We start from the raw sequence: 16194 nt of genomic DNA on the forward strand, positions 1-16194 counted from the left end.
CTGCGCTCCGTCGACCGGCCCGTCTACGACACCCTCATGGCCGACCAGCTCGACACCGCCCTCGAACAACAGGGCAAGGGCGACCTCGGATCCCTCCTCGCCGGCGCCGACACCTGGACCGTCGCCGGGTCGAAGGTCCGGTAGGCGATGCTGCGTCCGGTGCCGCGGCCCGCCGGGCTGTTCGACCAGGTGGTGGCCCGGCTGCGGCAGCAGATCACCTCGCAGGTCTGGCCGGTGGGCTCCCGTATTCCGACCGAGCCGGAACTGGTCCGGCAGCTCGGGGTGGCCCGCAACACCGTCCGAGAGGCCGTGCGGGCGCTCGCCCACAACGGACTCCTGGACATCCGCCACGGTTCCGGCACCTATGTGGTGGCGACCAGTGAGCTGGAGGGGGTGATGCGACGCCGCTTCGCCGCCGTCGGGGAACGTGATCTCGTCGACGTACGCGATGCCCTGGAGGTGGCGGCGGCGAGGCTGGCCGCGCTGCGCCGAACGGAGGAGGACCTGCGGCGCATGAACGGGCTGCTGGACGGCGGCCCCGCCTTTCACCGGGCCCTGGTGGCCGCCTCCCACAACGAGGCGCTGATCACGCTGCATTCGGACCTCACCGAGTTGCTGCCGTCCGGCGAGGACCGGGCCGGCTGCTCCTCGGCCGATCACGCCCGGCTGATCGCCGCCGTTCACGCCTCGGCTCCGCGGGCGGCCGCGACGGAGGCGGTGTCCCACGTCCCGGCGTGGCACGTGGGCACCTGATCGGTCAGAACGGCATCTCGAAGTGGACCGTGGCCACCCCCGGGCCGTGTTCGCCGGTGGTCCGGGCGTCGAAGATCTCCTTGGCCATGCCGCGCCAGAACGCCTCCGCGCCCTCGACGTCCACATTGGTGTGCAGATAGAGGCAGTCGTAGCCGGGGGTGCCGGCGACGAAGTCGCGGGCCGCGTTCACCAGGGTGCGCGCCAGGCCCCGGCGCCGGTGCTCCGGGCGGACGTAGACGCGGACGAGCTGGGCGGTGGTGCCGGACGGATAGCGTTCGGCCAGCCAGCGGGGGTGCGGCGGGTGGGCCGGTCCCCGGGAGTGGACGGCGGTGGTGGCGACCACCTCGCCGTCGTGGACGGCCACCAGCAGGGTGTGCCGGGGATCGTCGAGGTAGGTGCCCTTGAGGTCCGTCACATCACGGTGCCAGCGGGGCACATAGCCGTATCCGAACTCCTTGTAGAACGTGTCGAGCATGACGGCCCGGGCACCGTCGACGTCCGCCGGTGTCGCGGGACGCACGGTGTAACCGGCGGGCGTGTTCCGACTCATCGTGGGGTCCTCTCGTATCGGGGACCTCACAGTACCTGACAATGAAAATGATTACCGATATCGTGTCGACCGGTCGCGGCCCTGTCGTCAGGGCGGCGTCGTACGCGACGACACGAAAAGGGGAGCCGTGGCTCATCTGCTGGTGGTCGAGAGCTGGGTCGGTTCGATGAGCAGGCTGCTGCCACGGGCGATCCGGGAGGGCGGACACGAGTTCACGTTCCTCACCCGCGACCTGCATCACTACCTGCGGTCCGCGCCCGAGGGTGTGGCGCACCCGCTGCTCGGGGCACGCAATGTGATCACCGCCGACACCAATGACACCGAGGCCCTGCTGCCCCGGGTGCGGCGGCTGCACGAGGTGCTGGGCTTCGACGGCGTGCTCACGTCGTGCGACTACTACCTGCCCACGGTGGCGCGCACGGCCGCCGCGCTGGGGCTGCCAGGACCGGCTCCGGAGGCGGTCGGGCACGCCTGCCGCAAGGACGCCACCCGTCGGGTCCTGGCCGAGGCGGGAGTGGCCGGGCCCCGCTTCGCGGTCCACGAGGAGTGGGCCGAACTCGCCCGTGCGGCACGGGAGATCGGCTATCCGCTGGTGGCCAAGCCCGTCGACCTGTGCGCCGGCATGTTCGTGCGCCGGGTGGACGACGAGGAGCAGCTCGCCGCCGCCGTCGGGGCGCTGGCCGACTTCCCGGTCAACGCGCGCGGGCAGCGCCGGGTACCCGCCGTTCTGCTGGAGGAACTGCTGGACGGTCCGGAGGTGAGTGTCGAGACCGTGTCGCACGCGGGCGCGGTGCACGTGATCGGGGTGACGGACAAGAGCGTCGGCGGGGCACCCGCGTTCATCGAGACGGGCCACATGTTCCCGGCCGCGCTGTCGGCGGCGGACGCCGACGCCGCCGAGCAGACCGCGCTCGGCGCGCTCAAGGCCCTCGGGCTGACGGACGGCGTGGTGGCGCACACCGAGATCAAGCTGACGTCGGCCGGTCCGCGCGTGGTCGAGGTGAACCCTCGCCCCGCCGGGAACCGCATCACCGAACTGGTACGGCATGTCACCGGCATCGACCTCGCCGCCGCCTTCGTCGACGTGTCCCTGGGCCGCGCCCCCGACCTGCGGCGCACGGACACCGGGCTGCGCAGCGCCGCCGTCGGCTTTCTGGTGCCGGAGGCGACGGGCACGCTGGAGACGCTGGACGGTGAGCGGGTGCGGACCGCGCCGGACGTCCTCGAGGCGCAGTTCGCCGAGCCGGGACGGCAGGTGAGGGCGGCCGGCAGCAACAACGAGTACCTGGGCCATGTGATGGCGGCCGACCCGGCGGGGACCGGCGCCCGCGCCCGGGTCGAGGCCCTGCTCGGCGAGGTGCGGTCCGGGCTGGTGATCCGATGAGCCCCGCCGCCCCCGCGTCCGCCCGCACGGCGACGACGTACGACGAACTGCTCACCCTCGCCCGTGCCGGTGAACTCGGCCCGGATCCGGCCGGGTTGCGGATCTCCGTGGCCTTCACCACCCGGCAGGCCGTACGGCACGAGGGGCGCGGCACCGGGTACCGCAACGAGGTGCTCAGTCTGCGCCTCGCCGAGGCCGTCGGCAGTTGCGCGGTCGAGCCCGGCACGCTGCCCGACGGCGCGGTGGAGGACTGCGCCGGCGCGGACGTGGCCCGGCTGCTGGAGCATCCGACGCCGCCGGTGCGGGTCGCCGCGCTGGACGCGTATCTGATGCACGTCACCCCGCACACCCCCAAGAACGGGGCGCGGCCCCTCACGCTGCCGTCCGGGACGTCGCTGGAGAAGTCCCGGGTCCGGGCCGAGGCCGTCGCCGGGCTGCTCGTCCTGCCGCCCGGGGCGACGGTGCTCGTGGTCGGCGTGGTGAACTCCCTTCTCGAAGCGCTGCGTTCGCGCGGTCTGGGCTATGTCCCGTGCGATCTCAAGGGCGGGGTCACCGAATGGGGCGAGCCGGTCGTCACCGACGCCCTCGGCGCCGCCGGCCGGTGCGACGCGCTGCTCGTGTCCGGGATGACGCTGGGCAACGGCACCTTCGAGCCGCTGCGGGAGCACGCGCTGCGGCAGGGCAAGCAGCTGGTGATGTTCGCCCAGACCGGGAGCGCCGTACTCCCCCGCCTCCTGGGGCACGGGGTGAGCGCCGTGTGCGCGGAGCCGTACCCCTTCTTCTGGCTGGACGGCGGCCCCGGCACCCTGCACCGCTACCGCGTCGACTGTCCGGGAGGCACCCGGTGACCACCGCCGCCGTACGCTCCGCCGCCCGTCCGGAACTGCTCACCCTGCTCGGCCGTACCCCCGTGGTACGGATCACCGCCGGACTGCCGGGACCGCACCCCGGTTTCTGGGCCAAGCTCGAGGGACTCTCCGCGGGCGGGATGAAGGCGCGGGCCGCCGTGTCGATGCTGATGGGCGCCCGTGAGCGCGGCGAGCTGCGGCCCGGAGCCCCGGTGGTGGAGTCCACCTCGGGCACCCTCGGTATCGGGCTCGCCTTCGCCGGACAGGCGCTCGGGCATCCCGTCGTGCTGGTCGGTGACAGTGAACTGGAGCCGACGATGCGGCAGTTACTGCGCTCCTACGGGGTGCGGCTGGAGATCGTGGACCGGCCCGAGCCGCAGGGCGGCTGGCAGGCCGCCCGTCTGGCCCGGCTGCGCGATCTGCTGGCCGTACTGCCGGACGCGTACTGGCCGGACCAGTACAACAACCCGGACAACACAGCCGGTTACGCCTCCCTGGCCGCCGAGCTCGCCGCCCAGCTCGACCATGTGGACGTGCTGGTGTGCAGTGTGGGCACCGGCGGGCACAGTGCCGGTGTCATCGGACCACTGCGCAGGCACTGGCCCCGACTCCGCCTGATCGGCGTGGACTCCACCGGCTCCACCATCTTCGGCCAGCCCGCCCGGCCCCGGCTGATGCGCGGCCTCGGCAGCAGCATCCATCCGCGCAATGTCGCCTACGACGCCTTCGACGAGGTGCACTGGCTCGGTCCCGCCGAGGCCGTGGACAGCTGTCGCCGGCTGGCACGGGGCAGTTTCGTCAGCGGCGGCTGGAGCACCGGCGCGGTCGCCCGGGTCGCCGCCTGGGCGGCCCGCGTCCATCCGGGCGCGGTCGTCGCCACCGTCTTCCCCGACGGGCCGCACCGCTATCTCTCCACCGTCTACGACGACGACTTCACCACCGCCCACGGCGTCGACCCGGCCACCGCGGCCACCCGCCCGGTGCAGCTGCCGCACCCGTACGCGGCCGAGGCCACCGGCTGGGCCCGGTGCACGCGCGTCACCGATCCGCTCACCCGTCCGGAGGAGGGACGGTGAGGACCGGTCTGCGCACCGTGCGCCTCGAACTGACCGAGCCGCTGCGGATCTCCCGCTCGACGATGTCCGCCCGCGAGGCGGTGTGGCTGAGCGTCGAGCACGACGGCGTGACCGGTCACGGCGAGGCCGTCAGCAGCGTCTACTACGGCCTCGACGCCGCCGCTCTGGGCCGTCGTCTCACCGACGCGGGTGCGGACTTGGCCCGCTTCCCCGACCCGGAGGCCGCCCTGGACGCCCTGCGCACGGGCGAGCTGGCCGCCGGGGACACTCCCCCGGCGGTGACCGCCGCCGTGGACGCGGCTCTGCTGGATCTCGTCGGCAAGCGTGCGGACCGCCCCGTCCACCGGCTTCTGGGCGCCGCCGTCGCGCCGGTCGTGGCCACCGCGCGCACGATCGGCATCGTCTCCCCCGCCCACGCGGCGGCGCAGGCGCGCGGTCTCGCGGCGAGCGGATTCGAGATGCTCAAGGTGAAGGCGGGGGCGGCCGATCCCGAGGAGGACGTCGAGCGCGTACGGGCCGTCCGCGCCGCCGCGCCGGACGCCCGGCTGCTCCTGGACCCCAACGGCGCCTGGACCACGGCGCAGGCGACGTCACTGCTCCCCCGGTTCGCCGAGCTCGGCGTCGAGGCCGTCGAGCAGCCCCTCGCCCCGGGCGACCCGGAGGCCCTGGCGGCGCTGGCCGCACGCTCGCCGCTGCCGGTCGTCGCCGACGAGGACGCCGTGAGCCTGGACGACGTACGCCGGCTGGCCGGGCGGGTGCACGGCGTCAACGTCAAGCTCGCCAAGTGCGGCGGGGTGCACGCGGCCCTGCGCATCGCGGAGGCGGCCGCCGGCAGCGGCACGGAGCTGATGCTGGGCTGCCTGACCGCCAGCAGCCTGGGTCTCGCGCCGGCCGTGCATCTCGCCGACCGGGCCCGCTGGGCCGACCTGGACGGGCATCTGCTGCTCGCCCGCGACCCGTGGACCGGGATCGGCGGCCAGGACGGCCGCGTGAGGACGAGCCGACTGCCCGGACTGGGCGTCGTACCGCGGGAGGGCGACCGTGCGGACCTGGCATGAGATACGCCGCTTCCCGCCCGCCGTACAGCTGCTGCTGGTCAACCAGCTCGGCGTCAACACGGGCTTCTATCTCCTCGTCCCCTATCTCGCCACGCATCTCACGGAGAACCTGGGGATGTCGGCGGCCGTCGTCGGCGTCGTCCTCGGGGTCAGGAACCTCAGCCAGCAGGGCCTGTTCGTCATCGGCGGTTCCGCCTCCGACCGGCTCGGGGCGCGCGGCGTCATCATCGCCGGATGCGCCCTGCGCACCGCCGGGTTCGCGCTGTTCGCGCTCGGCGACGGCCTGGGCGTGCTGCTCGGGGCGTCCGTTCTCAGCGGGTTCGCGGGGGCGCTGTTCAATCCCGCCGTACGCGCCTATCTCGCGCGGGAGGCCGAGGACCGCAGGGTGGAGGCGTTCGCCCTGTTCAACGTGTTCGCCACCACGGGCTCGCTGATCGGGCCGCTGCTGGGCAGCGCGCTGCTGCTGGTGGACTTCCGTACGTCGGCGCTGACCGCCGCCGGGATCTTCGCGGTGCTGACCGTCGCACAGGCCCTGGTGCTGCCCGCCCGGAAGGCCGAGCCGAGCGCGGGCGGTGTCCTCGCCGACTGGCGGGAGGTGCTCGGCAACCGCGCGTTCCTGGCCTTCGCGCTCGCCATGTCCGGCCTGTTCACCCTGGAGAGCCAGCTGTATCTGCTGCTGCCGGACGGTGCGCGTCACGCCACCGGCTGGGACGGCGCCGCCGGACTCGTCTTCGTGGTCGGCGCGGTCACCGGTCTGCTGTTCCAGCTGCGCCTCACCCGCGCGCTCAGACAGCGGGGGGACAGGGCCCTTTGGACGGCGGTGGGGCTGGGCCTGATGGCGGCCGCCTTCCTGCCGCCCGCCCTGGTCGCCGGGGCGTCCGGCAGCCCGGACGGTGCGGCCGACGCGGTACTGCGGCTGCTGCCCGTGCTGGCGGGGGCCCTGCTGCTGCACCTCGGGGTGATGGTCGCCCAGCCGTTCGTGATGGACCTGGTCCCCGCCTTCGGCCGCCCCGGACTGACCGGCACCAGTTTCGGCGTCTTCTACATGATCTCGGGCGTCGTGGCGGCGGCCGGCAACGCCGGCGTCGGCTGGGCCATGGACACCGGGCGGGACGGCGGCGCCGCGTGGCTGCCGTGGGCGTGCTGTGCGCTGGCCGGGCTCGCCTCCGCACTCGGCGTCGTACGGCTGCGCCGCCTGGGCTCGCTGCCCGCACCGCCGCACTCCGCCGTCCCCACGGCCGTACGAGGAAGGACCCCGGCATGAGCGGCAACCTGCTCACCGACAACCCGGCGCTGTACGAGGCCCGGTTCCCCGACCCGGCCCGGCTGGCCGGGCGCTGGACGGAGGACTATCTGCGGCGGCACGGCGCGGGACGGCGCGTGCTGGACCTGGGCTGCGGCACCGGCCGTGACGCCGCGTGGCTGCACGACGCGGGCCGCGAGGTGACCGGCGCGGACCTCTCCCAGGCCATGCTCGCCCACGCCCGCGACCAGCACCCCGGACCCGGGTACGTCCGTGCCGATCTGCACGGATTCGACCTGGGGCAGGGGGTGTTCGACGCGGTGGTGTGCCTGGACAGCGCCCTGCTGTACTGCCACACCAACGACCAGCTCGACGGCTTCCTGTCGTCCTGCCGCCGTGCCCTGGTGCCGGGCGGGCTGCTCGTCGCGGAGATGCGCAACGGCGCGTACTTCCTCGGCCGTACCGACCTGCTCGACACGCCCCGGAGCAACGAGTTCGTCTGGCAGGGCACCGTCCACCGGTCCGTCACCACCCTCACGGTGGACCGTACGGAGCAACTTCTGCGCCGCAGGCGCGTGTGGACCACCGACGACGGGTCGTCGCCGCCCGTCGAGCAGCGGTCCGCGTGGCGGCTGCTGTTCCCGCAGGAGCTGCGCCATCTGCTGGCCGCGCACGGCCTCGAGGTCCTGGAACTCCACGACGGACCGGGGCCGCGCACCGAACCCCCATGGCACGAGGGCCTGCTCCCCGGCCGCACCACCGATGCCGACCGGCTGCACCTCGTGGCCCGTCTCGAATCCGAGGAATCCTGATGCACGACGATACGACCCGTTCCCTCTCCTTCTCCGCCCTGCGCCGGCGCGGCTTCCTCGCCGCGACCGGGGTGGGCGCGCTCACCCTGGCCGGCTGCGGCGGCTCCGGTTCCGGTTCCGACGACGGTGCCGGTGACGGTGCGCCGAAGAAGGGCGGGCGGCTGCGCGCCGCGTTCGCGGGCGGTGGCGCGAGCGAGACCCTCGATCCGCACCTCGCCAACCTGTTCGCCGACGCCGCCCGCGCCAAGGCCCTGTTCGACAAGCTCGCCGACTACGGCGCCGATCTGTCCGCCGTACCCCGCCTCGCCGCGAAGTGGGAGTCCAACACGGCGCTGGACCGCTGGCAGGTCACCCTGCGCGAGGCCGCCTTCCACGACGGCAGACCGGTCACCGCGAAGGACGTCCTCTACAGCTACCGCCGGATAGCCGACCCGAAGCAGGCGTTCCGCGCCAAGGCGTCCCTGGAGCCCATCGACCTCGACGCCAGCCGCGCCACCGGCGAACGCTCGGTCGAGTTCGTGCTCAAGCGGCCCACGGCCGAGTTCCCCAACATCCTGGCGGCGTTCGGCGCGTACATCGTGCCCGACGGCGCGACCGAGTTCGACAAGGCGCCGGTCGGTTCGGGGCCGTTCCGCTTCGTGTCGTTCGCGCCGGGCCGTTCCGCGGTGTTCCGCCGCTACGACGACCACTGGGAGGGCGCCCCGCACCTCGACGAGATCGAGTTCCTCGTGGCGAACGAGGAGTCGGCGCGGGTGAACGCGCTGCTCGGCGGGCAGATCGAGTACGCCCACGAGCTCAACCCCACCACCGCGCGCGCCCACGAGGACAAGGGGCAGATCGAGATCGTGCGGCTGCGGGGCAGTGCCATGCAGGCCTTCTGCATGAAGACCGACCGGCCGCCGTTCGACGACCCGCGGGTGCGCCAGGCGCTCTTCCTCATCGCCGACCGCCAGGAACTCGTCGACGGCGCGCTGTCCGGCGCGGGCGAGGTCGGCAACGACCTGTTCGGCAAGGGCTACCAGTACTACGCCGACGGCCTCCCCCAGCGCGAACAGGACCTCGGCAAGGCCCGCGCGCTGCTGAAGCAGGCCGGTGCCGAGGATCTGCGGGTCACCCTGGACACCTCCGCCGTCGCCGCCGGATTCACCGAGGCCGCCGGGATCTTCCGCGACCAGGCGAAGAAGGCCGGGGTCACGGTCGAGGTGCGGATGGGCAGCAAGGACTCCTACTGGAGCGACATCCTCGACCAGGGCACCCTGTGCTGCTACCGCTCGGGCGCCATGCCCATCGAGGCGCACATCTCCCAGCGGCTGCTCACCGACTCCTCCACCAACGCCACCCGGTGGCGGCACAAGGACTTCGACGCGCAGTACCAGCAGGCCCAGTCCACCCGCGACCCGGCCGAGCGCGCCGCCGTCTACGAGCGGATGCAGCGCCGGCTGTACTCCGAGGGCGGCTTCCTCGTCTGGGGGTTCGCGGACTGGATCATCGGAACCGGCCGTCAGGTCAAGGGGGTTGAGACCGACGCGCCCGCCAACACGCTCGACTGGGCGCGCTTCGACAAGGTGTGGCTCGCGTGAGCGGACCACGCTCCTTCGTCGCCCGGCGGCTGCTGCTCGGCGTCGCGCAGACCGTGGCCGTGGTGCTGCTGGTCTTCGCGCTCACCGAGGCGCTGCCGGGCGACGCCGCGGTCGCCCTCGCCGGGGACCAGCCCGACCCGGCCCGGATCGCGGCCATCCGGGAGGCGATGAAACTCGACCGGCCGGCCTGGGAACGGCTCGCCGACTGGACGGCCGGGCTGCTCCACGGCGACCTCGGCACCTCCCTGGTGTCCGGCCGTCCGGTGAGCCTGTACCTCGCCGACGCCTTCGGCCCCACCCTGCTGCTGGCGTCGCTGACCGTGCTGCTCCTGGTGCCGGCCGGGTTCGGGCTCGGGGTGCTGGCCGCCCGGCACGCGGGCCGGCCGGTGGACCGGCTGATCAGCTCCGTCACGCTCGCGGTGTACGCGGTCCCCGAGTTCGCCCTCGGGGTGCTGCTGGTGACGGTGTTCGCGCTGCGGCTCGGCTGGCTGCCGCCGACCGCCGTCGGCTACGGCACCGATCTGGCCGCCCATCCGGCCGCGCTGGTGCTGCCCGTGCTGGTGCTGCTGTCACGGCCGGTGTGCTCGCTGGTGCGGCTGGTGCGCGCCGGCATGATCGACGCGCTCGCCTCCCCGTACGTGGCGCAGGCCCGGCGGTACGGCGTGTCCGGCGCCCGGATCAGGTACACGCACGCGCTGCCCAACGCGCTGGCGCCCGCCGCCCAGCAACTCGCCCGGACCGTCGACTGGCTGCTGTGCGGGGTCGTCGTCGTGGAGGCCCTGTTCGTGATCCCGGGGCTCGGCACCGTACTGCTGGGCGCCGTGGCGGAACGCGATGTGCCGGTGGTGCAGGGGCTGGCGGTGGTGTTCGGTGTGGTGACCGTCGTACTGAACCTCGGTGCCGATCTGGTGGCGCACCGGCTGGCTCCGCGGGCGGGGGTGGCCGCGTGAGCCGGCTTCGTACGGGCCGCTTCGCCCTCGGTGTCACCGTCGTCGCCGTACCGCTGCTTCTCGCCCTCCTCGGGCCGGTGTTCGCGGGCGGACCGGGGCCGCGGGCCACGTCGTTCACACTGGGCGGGGGGCACTGGCTCGGCACCGACTTCGTAGGCCGGGACGTGTGGCGGCAGGTCCTGCACGGCGGGCGGCCGGTGGTGCTGACCGCGCTCGCCGCGACCGCCCTGGCCTATCTGGTGGCCCTCCCGGTCGGTCTCGTCAGTGCCCTCACCCGGCACCGCCGCCTGGAGGACCTGCTGATGCGGCCCCTGGACGTGCTGCTGGCCGTCCCGTCGCTGCTGCTGATCCTGCTGGCGGCCACGGTGTTCGAGCCGGACGCCGTCGGGCTGGCGCTGCTGGTCGCGCTGGCCCAGGTGCCGGACGCGGCGCGTCTGGTGCGGGCCGCGGCCGCGGAGGCCGCCGCCCGGCCCGCGGTGGAGGCGCTGCGCATGCAGGGCGAGACATGGTGGCGGATCGCCGTCGGCTATGTCGGCCGCTCCATGTTGCGCACCCTGGCCGCCGACGCCGGCACCCGGCTGACCGGCGTGCTCTACCTGGTCGCCACGGCCGCCTTCCTGGGTGTCGGTGTGGCGCCGGACGCCGCCGACTGGGCGGTCATGGTCGACCGCAACCGCACCGGACTGTTCGTGCAGCCGTGGGCGGTGGTCGTCCCCGCCGTGCTGATCGTCGCGCTGACGACGGGGACGAATCTGCTTTTCGACGCCGCGCTGGACAAGGGCGGCAGACGGACCGGGAAGGAAGCACGTCCGTGAACCACGAGCACACGGTGGCGGAGATCCGCGACCTGCGCGTGCGGGTCGACGGCCGGTTGATCGTCGACGGTGTGAACCTGCGGGTGCCGCCCGGCAGGGTCACGGCGCTGATCGGCGCGTCCGGCAGCGGCAAGACCACCACCGGGCTCGCCCTGCTCGGCGAGTACCCGGCGGGCGCCGAAGTCACCGGCGAGGTACGCGTGGAGGGCGGCGGCCCGGTCGGCTACGTCCCCCAGCATCCTGCGGCGGCGCTGAACCCGGCCCGCCGGGTGTCGGCGCTGCTGACGGACATCGCGCGGGCGCGGGTGCGTCATCTGCCTGTGCGCCGGCGCCGGTTGGCGGCGCGGGAACGCGTGCTGGAGGCCATGTCCGAGGCCCAGCTCCCCTCCGCCGCGGAGCTTCTGCGACGCTACCCGCACCAGCTCTCCGGCGGCCAGCAGCAACGCGTCGTCCTCGCCCAGGCGTTGCTGCTCGGCGCGCGGGTCGTCGTGGCGGACGAACCCACCACGGGCCAGGACGCGCTGACGAAGAGCCGTATCGTCGAGCAGCTCACGGCGGTCAGGGCGCGGGGCATCGCGGTGGTGCTGCTCAGCCACGACCTGGACGTGGTGCGGGCACTCGCCGACGAGGTGGTGGTACTGAGGGCGGGCCGGGTCGTCGAATCGGGCCCGGCCCAGCGGCTCCTGCTCGCCCCCCAGCATGCGTGGACCCGCGAACTACTGTCGGTTGAACCGGAGTTGCCCCTTGCTGAGGCACCGACCACCGAACAGCCCGTACTCCGCATCCGTGCCCTGACCGCCCGCCACCGGGACGGCTCACGCGCCGCCACCGTCGTACTGCGCACGCCCGAACTCGACCTGTTTCCGGGGCAGTCGCTCGCCGTCGTGGGCCGTTCCGGCAGCGGGAAGACCACCCTGGCCCGCTGCGTCGCCGGACTGCACCGGGACCACGACGGAGAGGTGCTGCTGGACGGCGCCCCGCTGCCGCGCAGTCTGCGCGACCGCGACCGCGGCCAACTGGCGGCCGTGCAGTACGTCTTCCAGGACGCGCACGCCGCCTTCGACGAACACCGTCCCGTCGTACACCAGGTCGCCCGCACCGCCGTACGGCTGCGCGGCACCGACGAGGACACGGCGCTCCGGGAGGCGCTGACCACGCTGGCCGGCCTCGGCCTCCCGGAGGAACTGGCCCGCCGGCACCCCGGCCGGCTCTCCGGCGGCGAACTCCAGCGCGCCGCCCTCGCCCGCGCGCTGCTCGCCCGCCCCCGCGTCCTCGTCTGCGACGAGATCACCTCGGGCCTCGACCCGGTCACCCGGCGGGGCATCCTCGACGTGCTCACCGGGCTGGTCCGCGGCCGCGACGGGCTGTCCCTGGTGCTCATCACCCACGACCTGGACACGGCGTCCCTGGCCCACCGCATCGCCGTACTCGACGCCGGCGAGCTCGTCGAACAGGGCCCGGCCCCACAGATCCTGACCACGCCGGCCCACCCCGTCACCGCGTCCCTGGTGGCGCGGACTCGGGCGGGCGGGACGACCGCGTGACACACACGAGCAGCTCTGTCACGAACCGGTCGAACGCTGTTCGGCCAGGGCTGAGTCGGCGGACCCCGGCCGACAGTTCCCTCTCGTCCTCTGTTCCTCGGTGCCGCACGGGTTGATCATGAGGTGATGACCACAACACCGTGGAGGTGCTGAATGACAGTCTCGATCCGGCCCGCCGCGCCTGAGGAAGCGAGCTCCTTATCTGATCTAGCGCTCCGCTCGAAGGCTCACTGGGGGTATGACGCGGAATTTCTTGAGTCATGTCGGGAGGAACTCACCCTCACGGATGCCGAACTGGACATTCGTCGCACGACTGTTGCCGAGCGAGACGGCAGCGTTGTGGGATTCACGACCTTGGAGGGTGAGCCGCCGCAGGGCGTCCTGGGCATGATGTTCGTCGACCCGGACGCGATCGGACAGGGCATCGGGCGTCTGTTGTTCAGCCATGCTGTGGAGACTGCGCGAGCGTCGGGATTCACCCGGTTCACCATTGACGCGGACCCGAACGCTGAGCCCTTTTACCAGGCCATGGGGGGCATCCTTGCCAGCCGGGTTCCCTCCGGGTCGATTCCTGGCCGCACCCTCGCCCAGTACCTGCTCGAGGTTTCGCGCTGATGGCAGCCTTCCGTCCCATCGGGCTGAGGTCCCCGGCGGGTGGGCCTGCGAGTCATGGGCGCGATGAGTGCCCAGGCCAGATGTGCTTCAGAGTGTTGCGGGAGACGCTCGGGCCTTGAACACCGTGGTCGCTCCTCTGGAGGCACCTGAGACACGTGGCCGCCCATCACGCTCACACCGCACGCGACCGAACCGGTACTTCGACGTACCCGGGCTCGCTGTACGGGTCGTGTACGGGCTTGTACTGGTCCGGTCGCGTGTCCTGGGACCGGCGAGCCGGGTTGGTAGGGACAACTCGCGGATCTGGGGATGTGGTGTCAATGGCGGCCCGCCAACAGAAGAAGCCGTGCAACGGCGGCGACGACAAGCCGGCGATCTGGGCCGGTTACGGCAAACTGGTCAGGCTCTTCCGGGACAGGGCGGGGCTCACACAGCAGGCACTGGCCGATGCCGTGCAGTACTCGTACGAGCAGGTCGCCTCCATCGAACAGGGCCGCCGCCCGGCGAAGGCGGCGTTCACGGAGGCGGCGGAGAGGGTGCTGGGGGCGGGTGGGGTGCTGGCCACGCTCCAGGACGAGGTGGAACGGGCGAAACTGCCGACCTTCTTTCAGGACTTCGCGCTCATCGAGACGGAGGCGGTCAGCCGGTTCTCCTACGACCCGTTGCTGGTTCCGGGGCTGCTTCAGACGGAGGCGTACGCGCGGGAGCTGTTCGCAGGGCACTGCCCGCAGCTCAGCGAGGAGACGGCCGAACAGCATGTGGAGGCGCGGCTCAACCGGCAGAAGCTGCTGACGCGGGTGCCAATGGCGGAGCTGAGCTTCGTCATCGGCGAGGCGGCACTGCGGAATCCGCTGGGGAGCGCGGACGTGATGCGTGAGCAACTTCAACACCTGCTCCAGCAAGGGAGGTTGCGCAACGTGGAGGTGCAGGTCATGCCCACGGTTCGGGGTTTCCATCCGGGGCTGAACGGGCCGATGGTCGTGCTGGAGACGCTGGAGCACAGGCAGGTGGGGTACTTCGAGTCACAGGGAGTCGGTCTGGTGATCTCCCATGCCGCAAAGGTAAGTTCGCTCGGGCTTCGGTATGGCAAGCTGCGGTCGCAGGCCCTCAACACCGAGGAGTCGGCGCGACTCATCGAGCGCATCGCAGGAGAGCTATGACCACCGCATACGCAGGCGTCACCACACAACTGTGCTGGCGGAAAAGCAGCTACAGCGGGTCCGACGGAGGGGATTGCGTCGAGGTCGCCCCGGCCTTCTCGACCGTCTACGTCCGGGACTCCAAGAATCGCGCCCTGCCCTCGATCACCGTGAGTGCGGAGCGGTGGACCGCGTTCGTCGGGTTCGCCGCCGGCCGGTAGGCGGCGGGCCGACGTCACCCCTTCCCGCCGGCGAGGCCGGCCACGGGAGCCGGCCTCCGCCAGGTCGTCGTGAGGGGATCAGTGGCCGACCGAGAACGTGGCGTCGGCTCGGTCCGTGGTGGTGGTGACCGGGTCGACGCGCAGGGCGTAGTCGGAGTGGCGGATGTAGCGGTCCGGGTAGTTGTGGGAGCGGAAGGAGGACCAGGAGCCGTCGGCCAGACCGGCCACCCGTTGGAAGGTGGCGTCCTGGGCGAACGCGCTGGTGCCGTCGTTCGGGTCGAGGCGGAGCGCGTAGTCCCAGTGCCGCAGATGGCGGGTGGGGAAGTTGACCGACTGGAACGAGACGCCGGAGGAGTCCGCCAGGCCGGGGACGAGCTTCCACTGGGAGTCGGTGTACGGGTCGAAGGGGTAGGTGTCGATCCGGGCGAGGTAGTTGGCGTGGCGGACGTAACGGTCGGGGAAGTTGTACGACTTCAGCCGGTTCCAGGCGGGGGCGCCCCAGCGGGCGAGCAGGTTGGTGTACTCGGCGGCGGTGATCGGGGCGATGGTGCAGTGCTTGGCGTTGACCGGGTGGGTGTAGAGCTTCTGGTCGACCGGGGTCCAGGTGCCGGCGGCGAGGTTGGTGGTCTGCCAGGCGTAGAAGACGCCGTTGGGCGTGTAGGTGTCGCCCCACAGGTACCAGGTGTTGGAGGTCAGGGACTTCACGAGCGTCGGCGCCTCCGTGCCGCCGTGCGCGACCGACGTGCTGAACGGTGTGAAGCTGCCCGGGTTCAGTGAGGTGGAACGGGCGCCGACCAGGCCGCCGGTGCTGCTGCTCTTGAAGTAGAGGTAGTTGACGCCGCCCACGCCGACGGCCATGTCGCCGTCGATGATGTCGTAGCCGGGGTCGAAGAACACCTGCGGTGCGGAGACCGTCGTGAAGTCGCTGGTGTAGTTGACCATCAGGACGCTGTGACCGCTGCTGTTCACCGAGGAGTAGATGATCCCGTACTGGCCCCGGCTCGCGTCCCAGAAGGCCTCCGGGGCCCAGCTGTGGGTGACCATGTCGTGCAGGTGGGGGCGGCGGTAGTTGGTGAAGGAGCGCAGGTCGGCGGAGTCCCAGACGTGGATCGTCTGGCTGTTGTAACCCCAGTCGGTGCCTTTGAGGTCGGTGGCGATGACGATGAAGCCGCCCTCGCGCTTGCGCAGGATGAACGGGTCGCGCAGTCCGCCGGCCCCGGCGGTGGGGGTGACGACGGGGTTGTTCTGGTTGAGCGGCGTCCAGTTGAGGGAGTCCGTGCTGACGGCCAGGTGGAGGCCGTAGTCGGTGCCGAGGCCGCTCGGCGACTCGGTGAAGTAGCCCATGACGTAGGCGGAGTCGGCGGCTCGGGCGGACCGGGCGCCGAGGGACAGATCGGCGGCCAGGGCCGCCGTCGTGGCGGCGGCGGCACCGAGGATCAGTCTGCGGGAGGGCATGGCCTGGCTGTGCGGGCGTGCGCTCATCGGCTCTCCAGGTGGGTGCGGGGCACATGACCGGTGTTCGATATTTCAAACGCAGTTCGATAAGCCGGTCAGAACCTAGAGCTGTTGACCGAGACCCGTCAACACCCTCGGCGTGCCCCGCCAT

General features: G+C 72.3%; 16 protein-coding genes and 1 pseudogene. 15 read left to right on the top strand and 2 right to left on the bottom strand.

Features of this window, described 5'->3' with window-relative positions; genetic code table 11:
* Positions 1–144: pseudogene (locus IF28_RS38855) on the top strand (2-oxoacid:ferredoxin oxidoreductase subunit beta); the annotation flags it as partial.
* A 3-nt stretch (positions 145–147) separates the two neighbouring features.
* Positions 148–753: a FadR/GntR family transcriptional regulator gene (locus IF28_RS0127515; RefSeq protein WP_030225493.1), complete on the top strand. Its 606-nt coding sequence runs from the start codon at positions 148–150 to the stop codon at positions 751–753.
* Between the two features lie 4 nt (positions 754–757).
* Here the strand turns inward: IF28_RS0127515 and IF28_RS0127520 are convergent, their stop codons facing one another.
* Positions 758–1303, bottom strand: coding sequence for a GNAT family N-acetyltransferase (locus IF28_RS0127520; RefSeq protein ID WP_030225495.1), 546 nt, complete (start codon positions 1301–1303; stop codon positions 758–760).
* A 127-nt stretch (positions 1304–1430) separates the two neighbouring features.
* Between IF28_RS0127520 and IF28_RS0127525 the strand changes: the two genes are divergently transcribed.
* The 13 genes from IF28_RS0127525 to IF28_RS0127585 all read left to right on the top strand — a co-directional run bounded on the left by IF28_RS0127525 (position 1431) and on the right by IF28_RS0127585 (position 14588).
* Positions 1431–2687, top strand: a complete 1257-nt coding sequence (locus IF28_RS0127525) for an ATP-grasp domain-containing protein (protein WP_030225498.1) — start codon at positions 1431–1433, stop codon at positions 2685–2687.
* The gene (locus IF28_RS0127530) at positions 2684–3535 is read left to right on the top strand and encodes a hypothetical protein (RefSeq protein WP_030225500.1); all 852 of its coding nucleotides are present in this window, start codon (positions 2684–2686) and stop codon (positions 3533–3535) included. Before IF28_RS0127525 ends, IF28_RS0127530 begins: the two co-directional genes overlap by 4 nt.
* Complete coding sequence (locus tag IF28_RS0127535) at positions 3532–4611, top strand: PLP-dependent cysteine synthase family protein (protein WP_030225501.1); 1080 nt, start codon at positions 3532–3534, stop codon at positions 4609–4611. The genes IF28_RS0127530 and IF28_RS0127535 overlap by 4 nt, the downstream gene beginning before the upstream one ends.
* The gene (locus tag IF28_RS0127540; protein ID WP_030225504.1) at positions 4608–5669 is read left to right on the top strand and encodes a dipeptide epimerase; all 1062 of its coding nucleotides are present in this window, start codon (positions 4608–4610) and stop codon (positions 5667–5669) included. Before IF28_RS0127535 ends, IF28_RS0127540 begins: the two co-directional genes overlap by 4 nt.
* Entirely contained in the window at positions 5653–6933 is a 1281-nt protein-coding gene (locus IF28_RS0127545; protein ID WP_037894143.1) for an MFS transporter, read from the top strand. The genes IF28_RS0127540 and IF28_RS0127545 overlap by 17 nt, the downstream gene beginning before the upstream one ends.
* Entirely contained in the window at positions 6930–7724 is a 795-nt protein-coding gene (locus IF28_RS0127550) for a class I SAM-dependent methyltransferase (protein WP_030225510.1), read from the top strand. The genes IF28_RS0127545 and IF28_RS0127550 overlap by 4 nt, the downstream gene beginning before the upstream one ends.
* Positions 7724–9304, top strand: a complete 1581-nt coding sequence (locus IF28_RS0127555) for an ABC transporter substrate-binding protein (protein ID WP_030225513.1) — start codon at positions 7724–7726, stop codon at positions 9302–9304. The genes IF28_RS0127550 and IF28_RS0127555 overlap by 1 nt, the downstream gene beginning before the upstream one ends.
* Positions 9301–10254, top strand: coding sequence for an ABC transporter permease (locus IF28_RS0127560; protein WP_030225518.1), 954 nt, complete (start codon positions 9301–9303; stop codon positions 10252–10254). The genes IF28_RS0127555 and IF28_RS0127560 overlap by 4 nt, the downstream gene beginning before the upstream one ends.
* Positions 10251–11069 carry an ABC transporter permease subunit gene (locus IF28_RS0127565; protein ID WP_037894145.1) on the top strand — a complete coding sequence of 273 codons (819 nt, stop codon included), beginning with the start codon at positions 10251–10253 and terminating at the stop codon, positions 11067–11069. The genes IF28_RS0127560 and IF28_RS0127565 overlap by 4 nt, the downstream gene beginning before the upstream one ends.
* Positions 11066–12613: an ABC transporter ATP-binding protein gene (locus tag IF28_RS0127570; RefSeq protein WP_030225526.1), complete on the top strand. Its 1548-nt coding sequence runs from the start codon at positions 11066–11068 to the stop codon at positions 12611–12613. Before IF28_RS0127565 ends, IF28_RS0127570 begins: the two co-directional genes overlap by 4 nt.
* 153 nt (positions 12614–12766) lie before the next feature.
* Positions 12767–13228 (top strand): GNAT family N-acetyltransferase, encoded by a 462-nt coding sequence (locus IF28_RS0127575; protein WP_030225530.1) that lies wholly within the window; start codon positions 12767–12769, stop codon positions 13226–13228.
* Between the two features lie 320 nt (positions 13229–13548).
* Entirely contained in the window at positions 13549–14388 is an 840-nt protein-coding gene (locus IF28_RS0127580; protein ID WP_037894160.1) for a helix-turn-helix domain-containing protein, read from the top strand.
* The gene (locus tag IF28_RS0127585) at positions 14385–14588 is read left to right on the top strand and encodes a DUF397 domain-containing protein (RefSeq protein WP_030225535.1); all 204 of its coding nucleotides are present in this window, start codon (positions 14385–14387) and stop codon (positions 14586–14588) included. Before IF28_RS0127580 ends, IF28_RS0127585 begins: the two co-directional genes overlap by 4 nt.
* A gap of 78 nt (positions 14589–14666) precedes the next feature.
* Here the strand turns inward: IF28_RS0127585 and IF28_RS0127590 are convergent, their stop codons facing one another.
* Positions 14667–16070 (bottom strand): glycoside hydrolase family 43 protein, encoded by a 1404-nt coding sequence (locus IF28_RS0127590; RefSeq protein ID WP_030225537.1) that lies wholly within the window; start codon positions 16068–16070, stop codon positions 14667–14669.
* Between the last annotated feature and the right edge of the window lie 124 nt (positions 16071–16194).

It is taken from the genome of Streptomyces sp. NRRL WC-3626, from assembly GCF_000718785.1.
GTDB classification, from domain to species: domain Bacteria; phylum Actinomycetota; class Actinomycetes; order Streptomycetales; family Streptomycetaceae; genus Streptomyces; species Streptomyces edwardsiae.

Excerpts from the sequence above, each read along its gene's own strand:
- IF28_RS0127515 (WP_030225493.1), top strand. The coding sequence starts at position 148 with ATGCTGCGTCCGGTGCCGCGGCCCGCCGGGCTGTTCGACCAGGTGGTG.
- IF28_RS0127520 (WP_030225495.1), bottom strand. The coding sequence starts at position 1,303 with ATGAGTCGGAACACGCCCGCCGGTTACACCGTGCGTCCCGCGACACCG.
- IF28_RS0127530 (WP_030225500.1), top strand. The coding sequence starts at position 2,684 with ATGAGCCCCGCCGCCCCCGCGTCCGCCCGCACGGCGACGACGTACGAC.
- IF28_RS0127550 (WP_030225510.1), top strand. The coding sequence starts at position 6,930 with ATGAGCGGCAACCTGCTCACCGACAACCCGGCGCTGTACGAGGCCCGG.
- IF28_RS0127555 (WP_030225513.1), top strand. The coding sequence starts at position 7,724 with ATGCACGACGATACGACCCGTTCCCTCTCCTTCTCCGCCCTGCGCCGG.
- IF28_RS0127575 (WP_030225530.1), top strand. The coding sequence starts at position 12,767 with ATGACAGTCTCGATCCGGCCCGCCGCGCCTGAGGAAGCGAGCTCCTTA.
- IF28_RS0127580 (WP_037894160.1), top strand. The coding sequence starts at position 13,549 with ATGGCGGCCCGCCAACAGAAGAAGCCGTGCAACGGCGGCGACGACAAG.
- IF28_RS0127585 (WP_030225535.1), top strand. The coding sequence starts at position 14,385 with ATGACCACCGCATACGCAGGCGTCACCACACAACTGTGCTGGCGGAAA.
- IF28_RS0127590 (WP_030225537.1), bottom strand. The coding sequence starts at position 16,070 with ATGAGCGCACGCCCGCACAGCCAGGCCATGCCCTCCCGCAGACTGATC.